Here is a 19,504-nt window from a genome sequence, read left to right on the forward strand (position 1 = left end):
AGGTCAGCGATCCTTTGCGTATTTCTGCAGGCTGGCAACGCGCAAAGGATCGCGCTAGTGTTTTTAAGGATTGCCAAAGCAATCGGATGTACAAACGGGAGCCATAATCACAAACAATGTTAAGAGCCGGTATTGTCGGACTGCCAAATGTGGGCAAGTCTACGTTGTTCAATGCTTTGGTTGCCAATGCTAAGGCAGAGGCCGCGAATTTTCCTTTTTGTACGATTGAGCCTAATGTTGGCGTCGTAACGGTGCCGGATGAACGCCTTCAAGTACTGTCAGATATTGCAACCTCAAAAGAGATTGTGCCCACCCGAGTGGAGTTTGTTGATATCGCGGGGCTAGTGGCAGGGGCCAGTCAAGGAGAGGGACTCGGCAATAAGTTCCTAGCCAATATTCGTGAAGTAGATGCGATCGCACATGTGGTGCGCTGCTTCGACGACGATGACATTATCCATGTCTCAGGCTCGGTGGATCCCGCGCGAGATATTGAAGTGATCAATCTAGAGCTAACGCTCTCCGATCTGGGACAGGTAGAGCGCCGAATGGAACGCGCTCGCAAGGCTGCCCGCAGCAGCAAGGAAGGCCAGTTTGAGATGACAGTCTTAGAGAAGCTGCGCGAAGCACTCGATGCGGGGAAAAGCGCCCGACAGGTTGATCTGAGTCCAGAAGAAGTTCAGGTGATTCAAGGGCTGGGACTCTTGACGCAGAAGCCGATCATCTATGCCGCTAATGTCTCAGAAGAAGATTTAGCTTCGGGGAATGCTTGGGTTGAAGAGGTCCGTAAGATTGCAGCAGAGGAACAGGCACAAGTGGCTGTTGTCTCCGCTCAGGTGGAGTCAGAGCTGGTGGAGCTACCCGAAGAGGAACGCGGGGATTACTTAGAGTCTCTGGGTGTTGAAGAAGGCGGGCTGCGAACGCTCATTCGCGCCACCTACGAACTATTGGGACTGAGAACCTTTTTCACCTCAGGCCCACAAGAAACCCGTGCTTGGACCATCCGAGCGGGTGACAAGGCACCTCAAGCTGCTGGAGAGATCCACACCGATTTTGAGCGTGGTTTCATTCGGGCTGAAACGGTTGCCTACGATGATCTGGTGAGCACGGGTTCAATGGGTGCCGCGAAGGAGAAAGGACTCATTCGCAGTGAAGGGAAGGAGTACGTTGTCAAAGAAGGCGACGTACTGCTGTTTAGGTTTAACGTTTAGCGTTAGTCAGCAACCTTGAGAAGGAAGTAGCCTAAGCCGATGCCTACGAGAATGAGGCTGAAGCAAAGGAATGCTGTGTTGAAAATTTCGCCACCCATGTTTTGATCGTCCTGTTAATCGAATACTGTAATCTCTCTACCTATTTAACCGTTTAGCGGTCAACCGTGTCTATCGTCTGGATTCGTTCTTACGGATCGAGCTGGGCATCTAACTGAACGTCAAACTCGGTTTCAAAACACTGCTTTTTGTAGGTGAGACTCCACAGCTCTAGGGCACAGTCTTCGTCGGGACGACTGGGCTGAACGTGGAGATTGAGGGTTTTCTGCTCTGGATCGTAATCACACCGGAAAGTCGCCACTGCCCCACTCTGGCGACGATCAAGACCTACGGCTAACTTAAGAATGGCGCTGAGCTGGTTAACAATCTGGCGCTGAGTTTCGTTCGCTAGGTTCTGATAGTTCTGGTGGCGCTTTTTCGGTGGGCCTTTGCGGTGATAGCGTGCCAAGTTAGCGACGATTTCAACTTCAGGGTCCGTATAGCCCAGCAGCCCGCCGTGGCGAATCAGATAATAAGAATGCTTATGATGGGCAGAGTGACTGACAAAGTGACCGGCGTTATGCAAGATGGCGGCGGCCCACAGTAGCTCCCGCTCGACATCGGTCCACTGATGGAGGATGCCTTGCGTTTGCTCAAAGAGACTCACCGCAAATTGAGCAATTCGTTGGGCGGCTTCTAGGTCAACGCCATACTTCTGGGCGAGGTTAAGGGCGCTTCGCTGCCGAATAGAGCCTTGGTAGCGTAGCCGATCTTCAATCAGGCCGTGGGTGAGCATCCAGTCTACGATTACGCCTTCGCGTAGGGCACGTCCGCAGGCGGTAATCGAGTCGATCCCGAGTAGGCTCATGGCTTCTTGCAGGACGACGGCCCCAGCCACAATGATTTCAGCCCGTCGTTCTGACATGCCCGCTATTTTGCAGCGTTCGTCATAGCTGAGTTTCCGGAGGCGGTGGGTGAGCTTTTGCAGGTCTTCTAGCGATAAGATGTGTCCGTGTAGTGAGGTGGGACAGGCTCCGAGGGTTTCGCAAGCGTGGATTTTAATTAGACTTTCGATGGTGCCTGAGGTGCCGATTAGTTGGGGCTGCTCGTTGGGGGAAAGATGCGATCGCAACTCTTCCACGGGCCATTCCAGCTTGCCCCGCACGTAGGCCTGCAGGCACTCAAATTCATGTTTTGAAATGGGGTCTGTGGTTAAAAAGTCTTCCGTGAGCCTCACTGCGCCCACCTTAGTGCTGCTGAGGTAGCGAGGCTCGCGCCCGTCGCCCAAAATAATTTCGGTGGAGCCACCCCCAATATCAACAATGACGTGGGGCTTGTGGTCAAACTCAACCCCTGACAGTACGCCCAGATAGATCCGCCGCGCTTCTTCTGGGCCAGAAATAAGATTAATTTTAAGGCCCAGTTCTTTTTCTACGGCCTGGATAAACGTGCTGCCGTTGGGCGCTTCTCGCACCGCGCTGGTGGCAACTGCAATCACGTGGTTGACGTCTAGACCTCGTGCAATTTCTTGGCAGCGACGCAGGGCTGAAATCGCTCTCACCGTGGCCTCAGGGGTTAAATTACCCGTGTCGGGGCAGCGCTCCCCTAGCCGTACCGTGCTTTTTTCGGCATCGACAATATCGAAGGCGGGCAGGTCGGGATTAATCTTGACCACCACCATATGAATCGAGTTAGTGCCAATATCAATGGCCGCCAATGTCTTGACCTCTCGCGGCTGCAAGGCACTGGGCCACTGTTGCAGCGATGAGGGATCCTGGCTATTGATCTGCGTCACCATCGACTTTTTCCCCAACGGAATGGAACCCAAGCGGGCCTTAGAAATATCACCTTATTCCCACTCTCTACCATGCCTTTGTTGGGGGCGGGCGGCAAGCTTTTAGGTCAATTTCTGGCAGCGTTACCGTTTTGGAAACAGAGCCACTGATGCTAGAACCGGCAGGACAATAGAAGATGGGGAGAGGGTAAAGTATCGCACTGCGAATTTTGCGTTTTCCTACGAACGCCCACCCACGTAGCAGGAAATCAGAGTATGCAGTATCTCTACCGCTCCTCGGCCTATCGAAGGTTTCGGCCAGCAAAGCTGTTGGGTCTCATGGTCCTGTTCAGTGCCTTGGCCGCCTGCAGCCCTCCTGGCGATGTGGCGGGGTCTTCTGCAAGCCGGCAGACTTCTGATCGCGCGCAACCGACGGCTGGTATCTCTCAAGAGGCGGCGGCTCCAGCAGAGGCAAAAGCTCTAGAGTCGGACGTGCTGTCTCAAGGGGAGACGTACAGCACGATTCAAGAGAACGCCTTCATGAAGGCTAGTTCCAGCCCCCTGTCAACTTTCGGTATTGATGTTGATACTGCCTCCTACAGCAATATTCGCCGCTTCCTCAATCAGGGCCAGATGCCGCCTAAAGATGCGGTGCGAATCGAGGAGATGATCAACTATTTCACCTACGACTATCCGCAACCCAAGGGTAATCAGCCTTTTTCCACTACTACTGAGGTTGCCGCTGCCCCCTGGAATCCTAAGCACCGCTTGGTCCATATTGGCCTGCAGGGACAGCGCCTTTCCACTGAGAATCTGCCGCCCAGTAATTTGGTCTTTTTGCTGGATGTGTCTGGCTCGATGAATGATCCCGATAAGCTGCCGCTGCTGAAGTCGTCGTTGCAGTTGATGGTGAATGAATTAAACGCCAATGATCGGGTGGCAATCGTGGTTTATGCAGGCAGTGCGGGTTTAGTTTTGCCTTCTACACCTGGAAGCCAAAAGGACACAATTCTAGCGGCGCTGGACAAATTAGAAGCTGGCGGATCCACTGCCGGAGGAGAAGGGTTGAATCTGGCCTATCAAGTGGCTCAGGAACAGTTTATTGAGTCGGGAAATAATCGCATTGTGATGGCGACCGATGGTGACTTCAATGTCGGGCCTGCTAGCGATGCGGAGCTAGTGAAGCTGATTGAGGAAAAACGTGAGCAGGGGGTCTTTTTGACGGTTCTAGGGTTTGGACAGGGGAATTTGCAGGACGCCAAGATGGAGCAGATCGCGGATAGGGGCAATGGTCAGTTTGCCTATATTGATAGCCTGTTAGAGGCGAAGAAAGCTCTGGTGAAAGAGTTGGGCGGGACGCTGGTTGCGATCGCAAAGGACGTAAAGCTCCAGGTCGCCTTCAATCCCGAGCAAGTGCAAGCCTATCGTCTGATTGGCTACGAAAACCGGTTACTGGCAACTCAAGACTTTGAAGACGACCGCAAAGATGCCGGAGAGCTAGGGGCGGGGCATTCCGTCACCGCTCTTTATGAAATCATTCCAGCGGGGGTTAAAAGTGAAACTCCCATCTCGGCGAACGGGGAAGAATCAGAGCCATTACCAACCTTCAAGCCGAATGAACTCTTGCAGGTGAATCTTCGCTATAAACAGCCGCAAGGCTCTAAGTCTCAGTTATTAGCAACCTCCGTAACGGATCAGGGATTAACGTTCCAGAAAGCCTCCACAGATTTGAAATTTTCGGCGGCGGTGGCTGCGTTTGGCATGGTTCTGCGCGACTCTGCCTATAAAGGAACGGCCACGCTAGATCAGGTGCAAAAGTGGGTGGCTCAATCCCAAGGCCCTGATTTAGATGGCTACCGGGCCGAGTTCCTACGTTTAGTTGAGAAGGGCAAAAAGCTTTCTTAGAGGTTTCGTGGAAGGTATCAAGCATTCTGCATTGGCCCCCTAAATCCCCCACTTGTGGGGGACTTTGAACTTCTTATCGCAAAAAACGATGACTTTCTCTCAGCCACAGCTTCCTGATTTTAGTAACCAGGGGTATCGGGTCGAAAAAATGCTCGGTCGCAATAAACAGGGTGGCCGAGTGACCTATTTAGCGACAGCCCTATCGCCAGCGCAGCCGGTGGTGATCAAGCAGTTCCAGTTTGCTCAGACCGGAGCGCAGTGGTCTGATTATGATGCCCACCAGCGCGAGTTAGGGATGCTCCAGCAGTTGTCGCATCCTTCTATCCCAGCTTATTTGGACGCTTTCGAGACCAAGGCTGGCTTTTGTTTGGTTCAAGAATATAAAGACGCGCCTTCTCTGGCAGAACCGCGATCTTTTACAGAAGCTGAGGTTAAGGAAGTTGCGATCGCAACCCTAAAAGTCTTGATTTACCTGCAGCAGCAAACCCCGCCGATTATTCACCGCGATCTGAAGCCCGAAAACATTCTGGTGGATCAAAATCTACAGGTCTATCTGGTTGATTTTGGTCTGGCGCGTTTAGAAGGAGACGACCTGGCCGCCAGCAGCATTGTCAAAGGCACCTTAGGATTTATGCCGCCGGAGCAGCTATTTAACCGTCCGCTCACCCCCGCCTCTGATCTGTATGGCTTAGGGGCAACGCTGACTTGCCTGCTCAGCCGGACGCCATCCGCCGCCATTGGTCAGCTTATGGATGAGACAGGTCGGATCAAATACAAACCCCTATTGCCCCATTTAGAATCAGGCTTCAGCCGATGGCTCGGGAAAATGGTGGCTCCCAAACTAGAAGATCGCTATGCCAGTGCAGCAGAGGCGTTAGATGCCCTCAATGTGAGGCATAAACCTGGGGTGGTAAAAGTTGTGATCGCGCTTGGGGGAGTTGCGATCTTATCTAGTGCAGGATTTCTGTGGACTAATTTACGGCCTGCTTCTGTCCCTTCGCTTTCTGGGCCTCTGGTACGGTTACGGAAGACTCAATCCTGTGTCGGCTGCGATTTGAGCGGTGTTAATTTAAAGGGCACTGATTTAAGGAGCGTGGATTTGACGGGGGCTAACTTGCAGGGCGCTGATCTGCGGAAAGCTGACCTGAGAGGTGCCTATCTAGCTAGAGCAAATCTCACCTCAGCTCAAATAGAAGGAGCGATTTTAGCAAGTACAGATCTTAGAGGAGCAACCATGCCCGATGGCTCGATACATCCGTAATAGAAGGCGGTCGTTTCGTTGAATATCCGATGCAGACATTACTCAGCCGAATACTGCTACCGCAAGAGGCTCTACGCTAGCCCCACAGCCCTCAATCCTGGGGGGAGAGCAGCTTTATCTTGTGACATCTTGGCGACAAATCAGTACCGCTCGTTAGTTTGTCGCTCACACGCTTGCCATGACCAAAACTCAGTTGTGAGAGTAGTCTGATGGTGACACTACCATGACATCTTTCAGCATTCTCCCCCCAGATTTGGGGCCGGGGGCAACGCAGGATCGTGAGAGGTTATTTTGACAGCCCTGCTCGCTCAAAGACTTTATTCACTTGCAGTTCTAAGCCAGGTAATAGAGAATCAGCAATCATGTTGTCTCCCTGATAGGTCAGGGGAGCGCTATCGGGTGCGAAAACTGTAATTGTTTGAGCCTGAGAATCTAAAACCCAAACTCGTAGAATGCCAGCCGTTAAATAATCTGATGCCTTGGCTGCCATCCCGCCAAAAGTCTGATCTGGGGAGATAATTTCAATCACCCAATCGGCAGGGACAGGGCAAGGTGCATCCTCTAGCCAATCTGCCGCCAGCCGCTCGAACGAAACATAGGTCAAATCTGGAACCGGAACCCAGTCTCGATCTCTGCGCTTTAAAACGACAGCCCATTCTGGATAAAAATGTCCTCTCTCTGACGCCCAATCATCAACCAGCTTGATCAGCGATTTCTGAACACCCGCATGGAAACGCTTAGGAGACACCTTAGGAATAATTTCACCCTCTATCAGCTCATACCGATCGTTACTCTCAGGCATTGCCAGAAAGTCTTGCACTGTCATTGGCTTTGAAGACGTTCTAATCATGAGAGGCTGAGCAAACTTACGTCCAGTCTAGCAGCCGTGCTGTGGGAGGAAGCTGCGATCTCACAGCACGTTTATTCTCTGTAGCTCCTGAAGTTTGAACGTGTGCATGGCATCAACTTCAAGTAGAGCGCCTTCGATATACTTTTAGAGATGGCCAACTTAGTGAAGTTTACGCATCCTATGGTAGAGATCCAGCACCCGGCTTTCCTCTCCAGCGTGATCTGATGAATGATACGCAAGCCCTTGCAGAAGAGTTAAATATTTCTTGGAAACAATTAATTACCGTCGCTCTTCAAGACTTCATCCGCCGATATCGTGGCCGAAAACATCTAATCGAGAAAATCAACGCTGCTTACACAGACGCTCCCGACGAAGAAGAAAGACTCCTCCTGCAAAAAATGCGCTCAAGTCATCGTCGCATTGTTGAAGATGAATGGTAAGCAATCAGGGCGATGTCTTCTGGGTTGATTTGGGTGACCCCGTGGGTTCGGCTCCTGGATACCTTCATCCTCATGTTGTTGTTTGTGCGTTGACCTCTAATCTGAAACGAGCTTCTGTGCCAGGAAACATACTTGTGGAGATGGGCGAAGCCAACCTACCCAAGCAAAGCGTTGTCAATATTTCTCAGGTATTTACGATTGATAGAAGTCAGTTGAACGAGAAAATTGGTACGCTCTCACCGAGTCGAGTGCACCAGATAATCGATGGGTTACACCTACTTCTGGACCCTTATGAATTCTCAGAGTGGTAACTGCTGCAGACAGTCTGACTGCTGTAGGTCGGCCAGCGTTGCATTGCCTGTACATAACAGCACCGTCTGCAGCTCTGCCATCAAAATCTCTACTAAGGCGTGGACTGCCGCCTCTGAATCATGGGCGGCTTTCAAGAAGGGATAGGCCATACCCGCTAAATCTGCGCCGAGTGCGATCGCCTTTGCTACATCCAAGCCGTTCCGCAGCCCACCCGAAGCAATCAGAGGCAGTGTTGGATGAACCTGACGAATGCTTGTGAGGCAGTCTGCTGTGGGGATGCCCCAATCGGAAAAGGTTTGCCCCAATCGTCGCTGTCGCAGATCCTCCGCTCGTTCGCCCTCTACCTTGGCCCAGGATGTTCCGCCCGCGCCTGCCACATCAATAGCCGTGACGCCAGCCTCTAGCAGTTGAGTTGCGATCGCAACTGAAATACCATTCCCGACTTCTTTGGCAATTACGGGTACTGGCAGGTAGGCGCAAAGATCGGCAATCTTGGCAAATAGCCCCTGAAAGTTAGTATCCCCTCGACTCTGAACGCATTCTTGCAGCGGATTGATGTGCAAAATTAGGGCATCGGCCTCTAAGAGATCCACTGCCTGTTGACATTCTGCCAAGCCATAACCATAGTTGAGCTGAACCGCTCCTAAATTGGCAAATAACGGAATATCAGGCGCGAACGAGCGGACTGAAAACGTGTCAGAAAGCTGGGGCTGTTCAACGGCAATGCGCTGTGAGCCAACGCCCATCGCTAATCCGTGGGCCTGAGCGACCCTTGCCAACCGTGTATTGATGGTGCGAGCAATCTCTGTCCCTCCCGTCATTGATGAGATTAGGAGTGGCGTCTGGAGCGGCTTACCAAGAAAGGTGGTGCCTAACTGAATATTCTGCGCGTCTAGCTCCGGTAGGCAGCAGTGGGTAAACCGATAGTGTTCTAAACCCGTGGTCACCTCTTTGCACTGGACCTGATCGTCCAGACAGATCCTTAGATGATCGGCCTTTCTGCTTTGAATCGCGCTATCGGGTGGGGTCGGTGCAATCGTCACGATTTTTGACGGTAGGGGGCTTAGATAATGGTACTGAAAAGAGGCTGACGGCAGGTGTTCTTCTTGATGGCTTTTGCCCAGGAAAGTTTCCGGTCCTTCAGAGTTGAGTCAGCGGATTATGTTGTCTGGAGCTGAATACCGCTGCAGCAGAACTGGGTGACCCACAGATCTAGATCGGGGTCACCCACTGCGACTTCTAACTGAGTCTTCAGAAGTTGAGCTTCTTCCCGTGAATTCATAAGTGCAAAAACGGTGGGGCCTGAACCCGACATTAGGGTGCCGAGACAGCCCAACTGCTGAAATTTTTCTCGCAGCGCCAGCACCTGCGGATGTTCGAGTAAGACCACCCGCTCTAAGTCGTTGTAGAGGTATTTCGGAATCTGTTCTTGATCTTGATGATTGATTGCCGTTAGCAGCGGTACCGATGGCCCTGATCGTCGCCGCTGTTCCTGGGTCTCTGAGGTCTTGGCGTAGGTGTCGCCAAACTTTTGGCGATAGGTTTTGTAGGCCCAAGGGGTTGAAACAGAGAGGCTACGGTATTTAGCTAAGACGGCGTAGAGCTGATGGGGGTCAGGGAGTGGCGTGAGATGTTCGCCGCGACCCAGCGCCAGCGCAGTTCCCCCAGAGACACAGAAGGGGATGTCAGAGCCGAGTGCAGCCCCGAGAGTCTGGAGTTCAGCCTGCGTTAAGCCGAGGTTCCACATCAGATCTAGTCCCACTAAGACCGCCGCTGCGTCAGCGGAACCGCCTGCAAGTCCGGCGCCAATGGGAATATGCTTCTGAATGGTGATCTCCACACCGCCCCGATCAGGGAACTGGGTCTGCATGAGTGTCGCGGCTCGATGCGCGAGATTGCTGGAGTCGAGCGGTACGTCTGGATGGCTGCAGTTGAGTTGAATTTGATCGCCTGGGAGCGCTTTAAGTTCAATAATGTCGGCGAGATCGATGCTCTGCAGCACCATCACTAATTCATGGAAGCCGTCAGGGCGGTCGCCGATGATTTCGAGCAGGAGGTTGATTTTGGCTGGGGCTATCAGAGTGTAGGTAGGCATACCGGCGGGAGATAACTAGGCGGGATGAAGACTGTTACTTAAGGCAACCCATCGATCCACGCTCAGATCTTCTGCCCGTGCTTGAGGGGAGACGCCTAACTGTTCCAGTATGACGGTTAGCTGGTCTCGATCAACGACTGAGTTGAGGTTGTTGCGCAACATTTTGCGGCGACTGGAAAACCCTAATTTGACGAGGGTTTGAAACCAGCGTGGGTTTTCTGTCTGTTGGGGGTAAGGGCGAGGGCAGAGTCGCACGACGGCGGAGTCTACTTTGGGTCGCGGCTTAAAGGCGATGTTGGGGACGTGGCAAATATATTCGCAGGTGGCGAGATATTGGGTCCGCACGGACATGGCACCAAAGATTTTAGAACCGGACTGAGCCGTTAGCCGCTCAGCCACTTCTTTCTGCAGCAGCAGTACGATGCTCTTAAAAGCAGGCTCCCGAGGCTTGGCTAAGCTCCCCAACACGAGGTCAAGGATGGGACCGGTGATGTTGTAGGGAATGTTGGCGACGACTTTGTTGGGGTCGGCAAATTTGGGATAGTGCCCAAACATTGCACCTAAATCCACTGAGAGGATGCTGTCTTGAAGCAGGAGAAAATTATCGCTGTCTCGAAATTTGTGAATCAGAAGCTTACACAGGTCTCGATCGATCTCTACGGCGGTCACGGTCTCAGCTAGGGGCAGCAGTTTTTGCGTCAGTAAGCCGGTGCCAGGACCGATTTCTAAGATGCGATCGCAACTTTCAATCTCTGCTGCCGCCACAATTTGCTCTAGGACAGCCTGACTTTTCAGCCAATGCTGACCAAATCGTTTACGGGGATTGGGCATAAATCACGAGCAAAATACAGCGAGCACTCAGCCTATCCTAAATCAGGCCCAGCGCTCGCAATGTAGACTATCCCTTCTTAGAACCAATGGTCTCTTTGAGATCAAACAGGAGCGGGATGGGCGCTGACCCTTCTCCTGTTACCAGTACCTGAGGCATCTGCGATCCGCCTTGCTTCCAAGCTTCAATCGCTTCTTTCTGGAGTACCAGTTGACCGCCTTGCTCTTTAAGCGTTTCGGCTAAGAGTTTCTGTGCTTCGGCCTTACCCTTGGCACGGTTTACAGTTGCGGTGGCTTCTTGTTCCGCCTCTCGAGCGATATAAACGGCTCGCTGGGCACGCTGTTCAGCAATTTGTTTCTCTTCAACCGCCTGGGCAAATTCGGGCGAGAACCTGAGATCGACAACGCTGGTATCAAGGACAATCACGCCATATTTCTCAAGCCGGACGCCTAGGGCATCATCAAAGTCGGCCTTTAGCTGATCACGCTTAGTGATAGCTTCTTCTACCGTTCGGCGTGAGGCGGCAATCTTAAAGGATTCTTGGGTCTGAGGAGCAATAATCTTGGAGACAATATTTTGAAGCGACCCCTGCTTCCGTCTGATTTCAACGACCTGAACGGGGTCAATGCGGAAGTTGATCGCAAAGCTCGCGGTCAGATCCTGCAGATCTTTGGTTGAACTTTGGGCTGGAACTTCAAATTTTTGGACCGTCAAATCATAGATATCAACGTTAGAGATAAAGGGAGGCTTGTAATGTATTCCCTCTAAAAGGGAACCATCACGGGCTTTACCTAAAACGCTCAAGACACCGGCCTGACCTGGATTGATGATCACAACGCAGTTGAGGCCTAAGAGTACCACCAGCGCCAAAACAATGCCGAACGTGGCGGCACTGAAATCCTTCATAATGTTTCCCAATACAGTTACACCTATCAGCGTAGCGGATTGTATGGGCGAGCACATCTAGATTGATTTTAGGTTCAAGCGGGTGAGAATTTGAGTTGCGATCGCATCGAGGCCCTGGTCGATTTCGATCCTGACACCCTCGGTCGGCTCTTCCAGACTGTCAAACTGACTCTGCAGCAAATCACTCCCCATAAAGTGACCCTGTCGCTGCTGTAGCCGCTGCAGAATTAACGATTGAGAACCGTGGAGATACACGAGCTTGACCTGCGGGTGGCTCAGATGCAGTTGTTCGCGGTAGCGAGACTTGAGGGCTGAGCAAGCTAAAACACTACTGTGACCAGCCTGCAGCCATTGAGCGATTTCCTGATTCAAAATGGCTAGCCAAGGTGCGCGATCGACATCATCTAACGGAATACCCTGCTGCATCTTGGCGATATTGGTGGCGGGATGAAAGTTGTCGGCATCGTAGAAGGTCCAGCCCAGAGCTGTTTCTAACTTTTGTCCTACCAGGGTTTTGCCCGATCCAGAAACACCCATCAGAATAATAATCATCTCTGCATCGTATCAATTTCCGATTGTGTCGGCCCAACCCTGCAGAGCCATTCGTCAAGACGCGACCCCAGAACAGCAACAGTCAACATGGTGGGGGAGCCGTTATGGGGATGTGTGCTCCTTCCTTGCAAAAGCCTGGGTAAGTCTACCGAAATAAGTGACGAAAAAGAGCTGCTGTTTTGACCGACTATCCGTAGTTATTCGGTTGAAAAATTGATTTAGCACTCATACGGTTAAAACGTGCCATTTAACCTCGATCCTCTGGGCAAAATAGAGAAGGTGAACCCATCGGTATTTCTGCAGTTTATTCTATTCTTCTTATCTTCATATTCTGCGGAAATGCAACTCAATACATTCATGACTGCTAAACCTGCCTATTTCATTCCCTAAACGCTTAAGCCTCACCGTGAACAACTTAGGATCTGTGGCTTCTGACGCGAAGGATGCCATGAGTAACAGCCGCATTGAATCAACACCACTAATGGCTCTCTCCATTGAGGGATATCAATGCCTTGAAAAAATTTATGACAGCTGCAAGACGCTTGTATATCGAGGAGTGTGCAGCGTTGATCATCAATCTGTGATTATTAAAGTACCCAAGAAAAATCGGCCGACAGAGACAGAAATTATTCGATTTCGTAATCAATATAGCCTGGTTCATTCTCTAATTCATCCTGGAATTGTTAAGCTTTATCGCCTTGATTTACAGCAAAATAGCTGTGTCCTAATCATGGAAGATTTTGGGGCGATGTCACTGCAGGACCATTTAGAAAATCGTGGTTCGCTTCTTCCTCTGCCGGAATTTTATGCCATTGCGCTACAGATTGTTGAAGCGTTAATTGAGCTGCACGAGCACTGCATCATTCACAAAGACCTTAAGCCTCAAAACGTTTTGATTAACCCGCAAACTGGAGTTGTCAAGCTTTCAGACTTTTGCATTGCCTCTAGGCTGCCGAAAGAAGTGCCCCAGCTAGAGTCTCCCACAACGCTAGAGGGAACCCCGGCCTATATGTCTCCAGAACAGACGGGACGGATGAATCGGGGCATTGACTATCGAACAGATTTATACTCGCTGGGCATTCTTTTCTTCAATCTGTTGACGGGAAAGCTTCCCTTTCATGCTGACCGGCTGATGGGCTGGATTCACTGCCACATTGCCCAGCGCCCTCCCCGCCTAGACAGCCTGAATTCTGATGTGCCGCCGATGCTCTCGGCCATGGTGGAGAAACTTCTATCTAAGGATGCCGAAGATCGCTACCAGAGTGCGTTGGGCCTCAAGCACGATCTGCAGAGATGTCAGCAAGATTCAACGGCCACCTTCCCGCTAGGACGGCAGGATTGTCACAATCAGTTTGTCATTCCTGAGCAGCTTTATGGTCGGGAGTCTGAGGTGAATACACTGCTCACTGCCTTTGATCGGGTGACTCACCAGCAGAAAGAAATGGTGTGGGTTGCAGGTTCCTCTGGGGTGGGCAAAACGGCCCTTGTGCATGAAGTGCAGAAGAGTATTGTGCGTGGGCAGGGCTACTTTATTGAGGGGAAGTTTGCTTTGCGATCGCAAAGCCAGCCTTTCTCGGCCTTCATTTCAGCCTTACGCAACTTCGTGAAGCAGATCTTGACGGAGGATGAAGCCGTCCTGCAGCAGTGGAAGGTGCAGCTCTTATCAGCAGTGGGTCAGCATGGCCAGCTCTTGATTGATGTGATACCCGAGCTAGAGCAGATTTTGGGTGCCCAGCCCTCTGTCCCTGCAGTCTCAGGCACTGCAGCCCAAAATCGCTTCAATCACGTCCTTCAGGAATTGATTCGCGCCTTTGCCCAGGCCGAGCATCCCTTGGTGGTGTTTATTGATAACCTGCAGTGGGCTGATCCCGCCTCTCTCGATCTGTTTGAGCGGCTGATGACGGACAGCCAAATCGAGTCACTCCTGCTGATCGGTGCTTACCGAGATCACGAAGTAGACGCCGATCATCCCTTACTGTCTGTGGTTGACCATCTAGAAGCGGTGGGTGTACAGTCCCGGAACATTGATCTGCTCCCTCTAGATCTGCCGACTTTAAATATCTGGGTGGCAGCTGCGCTGCACTGCCAGCCGGTTAGGGTTTTGCCGCTGACCCAATGTATTTTTCAACACACGCGAGGCAACCCCTTTTTTAGCGCTCAGTTTCTGCAGGCGCTCGTCACCGAGGGGCTGATCCATCGCTCAAGCATGGGGAGCTGGCAATACGACCTGCAGCGGGTCGCCTCGCTAGAGCTGTCCCAAAATGCCGTTGGTTTTGTGGTTCAGCGATTGCATAGGCTGCCCAAAATGACGCAGAGGATCCTGCATTTTGCCGCCTGCATCGGCAATCGATTTGACTTGAAGACGCTAGCGCTGGTTTGTGAATGCTCCGAGGCAGGTGTCGCCTCTCACCTGAATCAAGCGCTCCATGAGGGGCTGATTGTCCCACTCAGCGAGATGTATAAACTCTACTATTTGAGAGACGATCAGGATCAGCAATGGTCGTTTCCTTCTCACTCTGTTCTCTGTTACCAGTTCCTGCACAATAGCGTTCAGCAAGCTGCCTATGCTCTCATTCCTGAACAGCAGCAGGCCGCCATCCACTTGCGTATGGGGCGTCTTTTGCGGAGAGAGTACCCGCAGGCAGAGATTGCTCTGACTCAGGTTGTAACCCACCTCAATCAGGGAGCCTCTCTGATCTCTTCTATTTCTGAAAAGCTACAGCTCATTCAGTTGAATCTTGAAGCAGGGGTTGAGGCAAAGGAGGCGATTGATGCTCCAACGGCTCTCCGGTACTTCAATACGGGGATTAAACTCCTGCCAAAACAGAGCTGGCAAACGCACTACGATCTAACGCTACAGATCTTTACTGAGGCCGTTGAAGCTGCCTATCTATGTGCTCAGTATGATGAACTGGAGCAGCTTGCTGATCAGATCTTGGGCAATGCCGTCACTGATCTAGATGCGCTGAAGGTTCACGAGGCTAGAATCCTCGCCTATGCAGCTCAAAATAAGCCGCTTGCTGCCATTCAGGTTGCGCTGGTGTTCCTACAGCGGTTGGGTATTTCGTTCCCCGACACCCCAGAGATGGGTGATATTACGGCCGGGTTGCAGAAGACGGCGGCTTTAGTGGACACGGTGGGCACTGAGAATTTTAAAGTGCTGCCGATGATGGATGATCCGGTGCAGTTAGCAAAGATGCTGATTCTCTCCCGCGTCTGGCCGACTGCCTACATTGCGGGTTCACCTTTGGTACCGCTCATTGTTTTTGAGCTATTGCAGTTGACGGTCACGCAGGGACGATCTCCCTTTTCAGCGTTCGCCGCTGTCACCTATGGCTTGATTCTCTGCGGGATGACGGGGGAAATTGAGACCGGATATAACTTTGGAGAACTGGCGCTAGAGCTGCAGGCGAGGGATGGACATCCTGAGTTTGAGCCGATTATTTTGGGGCTGATGACTGTCTTTGTGCGTCACTTTCGAGATTCGCTCCAGTCAACTCTAGGGCCGCTCCGCCAGACCTATCAGGTGGCTTTATCGGTCGGCAATGTTGAGTATGCAGCCTATGCGGCTCACCACTACGGTGAACATGCCTTCTTTGCCGGACAAGAACTGAACCAGTTGCTCTTGGACGTGGAACAGCATGGGGATGCGATCTCAACCCATCAGCAGCTCACCGTACTGTGCTACAACGACATGCTGCGGCAGATGATTTTGAACCTTTTGGGGCAAAATCGAACCCCCTGGCAGCTAGAGGGGAGTGCCTACGATCAGACGGTCCTGCTGCCCCATCATCAGCAGACGAAAGATATTTTGGCCCTCTTTTATCTCGACTTCAAAGCGATGATTCTGGCCTATCTTTTTCAGCGGAAAGAGCTGGCACTTGCCTGTGCCCTGCGAGCCGAACCGTACATTGCCCATATGACCGGCATGCTGGATGTTCCGATCTTTTACTTCTACGATTCTTTAATCCATCTTGCTCACTACCCAGATGCCGCTGATGCGAGGCAGACTCAAATCTTAATTAAGGTTGCAGCCAATCAAGCGCACCTTGAGAAATATGCAAAGCATGCCCCCACAAACTACCGTCATCGGCTAGAGCTAGTGATCGCAGAACGGTATCGGGTTCTTCAAGAGCCCTTGTTGGCGATGGACCATTTTGAGTTGGCCCTTACCTACGCTCAAGACGGTCACTACATACAGGATGTCGCCCTTGCGAATGAACTGGTGGCGCAGCTCCATTGCACAGAAAATAATATTGCAGTTTCCCAAGCCTACCTAGCTGCAGCCTCTGATAGCTATCAACAGTGGGGCGCACAGGCAAAAGCAGAAGCGCTGGCACAAATGTATCCTCAACGGTCCGCCTCTTCCCTGCCCTTCTCTACCGTTGGGTCAGACTCTACCCTCAACGCTGTGGGCACCTTCTCTGCAACCATTCAAGACCCTGTGACTGCCGCGGATACGGGCGGTGTAGGAAGCCTACTGCATGCCGTTGAGTCCTTGAACGGTGAACAGTCGCGGGACGCATTGCTCCTGTCCCTTCTAGGGCATGCCGTTCAACAGACTCATGCTGACGTCGGACAGTTGCTGTTACCTCAGCAAACGGGATGGATGACAACCGTGCTCCATCAAAATGGCAGCACCCATTTGCTCCAGCAGCCTACCCCTCTACCGGAAGCTTTGCTGCAGTATGTTGAACGAACGCAGACAGCCCTAGTGCTGGATGACGTATCGACCTCTATCTTTGCGATCAGCCCATATATCAAACAACATCAGCCGCGCTCCATTCTATGCGTTCCCATACTGCAGCGAACAGAATTGACGGGGCTGTTGTATTTAGAGAATCGTCAGGCAATCTACGCTTTTCATGAGCATCAAACAGAAGCCCTCAAACTGTTGACCGCCCATGCTGCCGTCGTCATGGAAACTTTGCAGCTAAGGCAAAGCTATCAAGGCTATAGCCTGCAGCTTGAGCAAGCCCAGTCAGAAGTGCTGAAGCTACACGGTCAGGTTCTTGCAGGTATTCACCACGACTCACTGACCGGATTACTGAGCCGAGCCTGGTTAATGGATCGTCTCCCCCAAGTCATTGGAGCTGGCCATCAAATAGCCATTTTGCTGATTGACATCAACAACTTCAACGTCGTTAATCATCAGTTCGGTTATCAGGCCGGTGACCAACTGCTGCAAACCGTAGCCCATTGTTTACGATCCTGCCTCCGTCAGCAGGACAGGATTGTTCGATGGGGGGGAGATCAATTTGCAATTGTTCTAGAAAATCTGCAGTGGCGCGATGAACCGATGGGCTTGGCTGAGCGTATTCAGACTCTTTTTGCATCTCCTCTAAAGACTGATCTCCAGCAGCAGTCAGTGAACGTCACCATTGGGATTTTGTGTGATGTTGACAAATACAAACAAACCGATGAGGTTCTCAAAGATCTATGGTCTGTGCTAATTCAGGCAAAAGCCAATCATGAAGACGGCTATGTTGTGCATATGCCGATCCAGCAGGATGGCGCTACCGCATAATGCCCTACAGCATCTGTATTTATCAAGGAAACAAAATGGCTGTTTGCTAAAGGAAGACTGTCCTAACCTACATTCCGCAGGTAGGTGAAGAGTCTACAAGCAAGTAATATCTGCAGGTAGGTGGTCCGAGCAGGTGAATGATCAACTGCCTTTCCTCAGAGAGATTAGTGACTTGTTGCAGGCCATTGAGCAGTACTAAATGAATGCCTTGAAACGTTTGCATAATCCACCGAAACGTAGGCTTAGTGGTCGGTCGTTTTCGTTGGTCAAGCACCGTTCGTTGTTGTTGCTTGAGAGCCTGCCTGATTTTCCGTTCAGCCAATGTGTAGACCAATAACGTCAGGGCCATAATCAACGCCAACGCTTCCACCCTTTCGGGCTTTTTGACAAAAACACTACTGGTGAAGAAGAGCGGATCTTTGAGAAAGCGAAAGCCCCTCTCGACCTTCTGCTGTTGTTTATATTCTTTCAATAGCTTCTGAGCAGGCCATGTCTGTGTATCGAGTTGATTGGTGGCCAGAATAAAGCGGCTGCGCTGGCGCATGAATTGTTCTTCGGTTTCACTATTACATTCGAGAGTGGCTTTGATTCGATAGCTCTCAATGGGTGTTTTGAGCGTTTTATTGCGCGGTTCTCCTGGCGCTCGTTTAGTGCGGACCGTTTCAATCGTCACATTGACTAACTGATGTTTTTCCAATTGCTCTTGAAAAGCAATCAATGCTTCATCGGCATCCGGGCGACAGGCAAATATTGTTTTCGTGAGCTGTTTCAACTGACGCTTGAATTTTCGCTCTAGCGTCTGTACTTCTTTTTGCCACAGCGCTTTATCTGCTTTGCGCGTTTGACTTTCAATCAAAATCCAGCGTTGTTCAATTGCGCCATAGGTTTGAGAGACTTCCCACATTTGATAGTCGTTGAGGTCACAAGCAACAGCAGTCAACTCACAGGTGGGCTGTTCGATAAGTGCTCTGGCAGCCTTGAGGGTTTGCGGTACGCGTGAGAGCCATCTCAGTGAACAGACCTGCTGTAGATTTGGTTCGCTGTAGAATGCGGCATCAATGACGAATAGAGAATCAACATCCCACTCGGTGGCAAAGTCACTCATCACCCCAGCAAATGCTTGGGCATCACTTTGGTTACCATCGGCGACTTTTAGCCATAGAGGAACCCCGCCATCTCTAGAGCAAATCAGGTTGACCATATATTGCTTGAGGTCGGGCCGCTGGTCGCGGGAGTAGCCTCGACAAATCTCAATGGTTTGAACATCATCACCAATAGCGTCGTTGTCGAATGAGTCAGGGAGGTCTGCTTCAGGCTCGGCAAGTCGGTAATCGCCATCAACGGAAAATGAACTTGAGTCAAGGTGAACTTGCTCACAGCTCACCTCAAACCGCTCCACTGCTCGCAGGGCTGCCTTCAGGAAAAACATCGTTGTCCCCGATTGAGTGAGGCCATCGAGGACACGACCGAGACGGTCATCATTGAGGTGGCTCGACTCAATACCGGGGCCGAGAAGGTGCTCTAGTGGTTTGCTCTCGAAAAACTGAATAAACAAATACAGAGGTGCACTCAGAAAGCCAAAACAGTTGAGGAGCATTGCTTTAACCACTTGACCACTGCTAATACAGTTCTGGCTGTGAGGCGGAAGTAGCTCATCAGTCAATTTCACTAAGTCCAGCTCATCAATGACACCGGCTACTAAGCCTAGATGGTCCAACGTTTCGACCTGAAGTTCTGACATCTGGAAAAACTCTATGAAGCTTGCACTGCTTCATTATCCGAAATTTACACTACCTGCGGAATGTAGGT

General features: G+C 51.3%; 15 protein-coding genes. 6 read left to right on the forward strand and 9 right to left on the reverse strand.

Annotation, left to right across the window (positions count from 1 at the left end; all coding sequences use genetic code 11):
* Positions 1-116: 116 nt before the first annotated feature.
* Positions 117-1,208 (forward strand): redox-regulated ATPase YchF, encoded by a 1,092-nt coding sequence (ychF, locus tag C1752_RS05575; protein WP_110985029.1) that lies wholly within the window; start codon positions 117-119, stop codon positions 1,206-1,208.
* A 2-nt stretch (positions 1,209-1,210) separates the two neighbouring features.
* On the opposite strand, the gene petM is transcribed toward ychF, so the two are convergent.
* Together petM and C1752_RS05585 are read right to left on the reverse strand one after the other, a co-directional pair.
* Positions 1,211-1,306, reverse strand: a complete 96-nt coding sequence (petM, locus tag C1752_RS05580; RefSeq protein ID WP_110985030.1) for a cytochrome b6-f complex subunit PetM — start codon at positions 1,304-1,306, stop codon at positions 1,211-1,213.
* A gap of 89 nt (positions 1,307-1,395) precedes the next feature.
* Positions 1,396-3,042, reverse strand: a complete 1,647-nt coding sequence (locus C1752_RS05585) for a Ppx/GppA phosphatase family protein (RefSeq protein ID WP_110985031.1) — start codon at positions 3,040-3,042, stop codon at positions 1,396-1,398.
* Between the two features lie 252 nt (positions 3,043-3,294).
* Between C1752_RS05585 and C1752_RS05590 the strand changes: the two genes are divergently transcribed.
* Positions 3,295-4,923, forward strand: a complete 1,629-nt coding sequence (locus tag C1752_RS05590; RefSeq protein ID WP_110985032.1) for a vWA domain-containing protein — start codon at positions 3,295-3,297, stop codon at positions 4,921-4,923.
* A gap of 88 nt (positions 4,924-5,011) precedes the next feature.
* Positions 5,012-6,184 carry a serine/threonine protein kinase gene (locus tag C1752_RS05595; RefSeq protein WP_110985033.1) on the forward strand — a complete coding sequence of 391 codons (1,173 nt, stop codon included), beginning with the start codon at positions 5,012-5,014 and terminating at the stop codon, positions 6,182-6,184.
* Between the two features lie 286 nt (positions 6,185-6,470).
* Here the strand turns inward: C1752_RS05595 and C1752_RS05600 are convergent, their stop codons facing one another.
* Positions 6,471-7,010 (reverse strand): Uma2 family endonuclease, encoded by a 540-nt coding sequence (locus C1752_RS05600; RefSeq protein ID WP_233501380.1) that lies wholly within the window; start codon positions 7,008-7,010, stop codon positions 6,471-6,473.
* A gap of 248 nt (positions 7,011-7,258) precedes the next feature.
* Between C1752_RS05600 and C1752_RS05605 the strand changes: the two genes are divergently transcribed.
* Together C1752_RS05605 and C1752_RS05610 are read left to right on the forward strand one after the other, a co-directional pair.
* On the forward strand, positions 7,259-7,474 hold the full coding sequence (locus C1752_RS05605) for a hypothetical protein (RefSeq protein ID WP_110985035.1): 216 nt from the start codon (positions 7,259-7,261) through the stop codon (positions 7,472-7,474).
* Entirely contained in the window at positions 7,468-7,785 is a 318-nt protein-coding gene (locus C1752_RS05610) for a type II toxin-antitoxin system PemK/MazF family toxin (RefSeq protein WP_110985036.1), read from the forward strand. Before C1752_RS05605 ends, C1752_RS05610 begins: the two co-directional genes overlap by 7 nt.
* Here the strand turns inward: C1752_RS05610 and fni are convergent.
* The 5 genes from fni to C1752_RS05635 form a co-directional block, all read right to left on the reverse strand.
* Entirely contained in the window at positions 7,774-8,823 is a 1,050-nt protein-coding gene (gene fni, locus C1752_RS05615) for a type 2 isopentenyl-diphosphate Delta-isomerase (protein ID WP_110985093.1), read from the reverse strand. The genes C1752_RS05610 and fni overlap by 12 nt on opposite strands.
* Before the next feature lie 122 nt (positions 8,824-8,945).
* Positions 8,946-9,881, reverse strand: a complete 936-nt coding sequence (gene ispE / locus C1752_RS05620) for a 4-(cytidine 5'-diphospho)-2-C-methyl-D-erythritol kinase (RefSeq protein ID WP_110985037.1) — start codon at positions 9,879-9,881, stop codon at positions 8,946-8,948.
* A gap of 15 nt (positions 9,882-9,896) precedes the next feature.
* Positions 9,897-10,712 carry a 16S rRNA (adenine(1518)-N(6)/adenine(1519)-N(6))-dimethyltransferase RsmA gene (gene rsmA, locus C1752_RS05625; protein WP_110985038.1) on the reverse strand — a complete coding sequence of 272 codons (816 nt, stop codon included), beginning with the start codon at positions 10,710-10,712 and terminating at the stop codon, positions 9,897-9,899.
* A 67-nt stretch (positions 10,713-10,779) separates the two neighbouring features.
* A complete protein-coding gene (locus tag C1752_RS05630; protein ID WP_110985039.1) occupies positions 10,780-11,616 on the reverse strand; it encodes a prohibitin family protein in 837 nt (278 codons plus the stop codon).
* A 57-nt stretch (positions 11,617-11,673) separates the two neighbouring features.
* Positions 11,674-12,168, reverse strand: a complete 495-nt coding sequence (locus tag C1752_RS05635; RefSeq protein WP_110985040.1) for a gluconokinase — start codon at positions 12,166-12,168, stop codon at positions 11,674-11,676.
* 406 nt (positions 12,169-12,574) lie between these two features.
* Between C1752_RS05635 and C1752_RS05640 the strand changes: the two genes are divergently transcribed.
* Positions 12,575-17,695: an AAA family ATPase gene (locus C1752_RS05640; protein WP_146242275.1), complete on the forward strand. Its 5,121-nt coding sequence runs from the start codon at positions 12,575-12,577 to the stop codon at positions 17,693-17,695.
* A 67-nt stretch (positions 17,696-17,762) separates the two neighbouring features.
* Here the strand turns inward: C1752_RS05640 and C1752_RS05645 are convergent, their stop codons facing one another.
* Positions 17,763-19,436: an IS1634 family transposase gene (locus tag C1752_RS05645; protein WP_110985042.1), complete on the reverse strand. Its 1,674-nt coding sequence runs from the start codon at positions 19,434-19,436 to the stop codon at positions 17,763-17,765.
* Positions 19,437-19,504: the final 68 nt, after the last annotated feature.

The organism is Acaryochloris thomasi RCC1774 (assembly GCF_003231495.1).
Lineage (GTDB): Bacteria > Cyanobacteriota > Cyanobacteriia > Thermosynechococcales > Thermosynechococcaceae > RCC1774.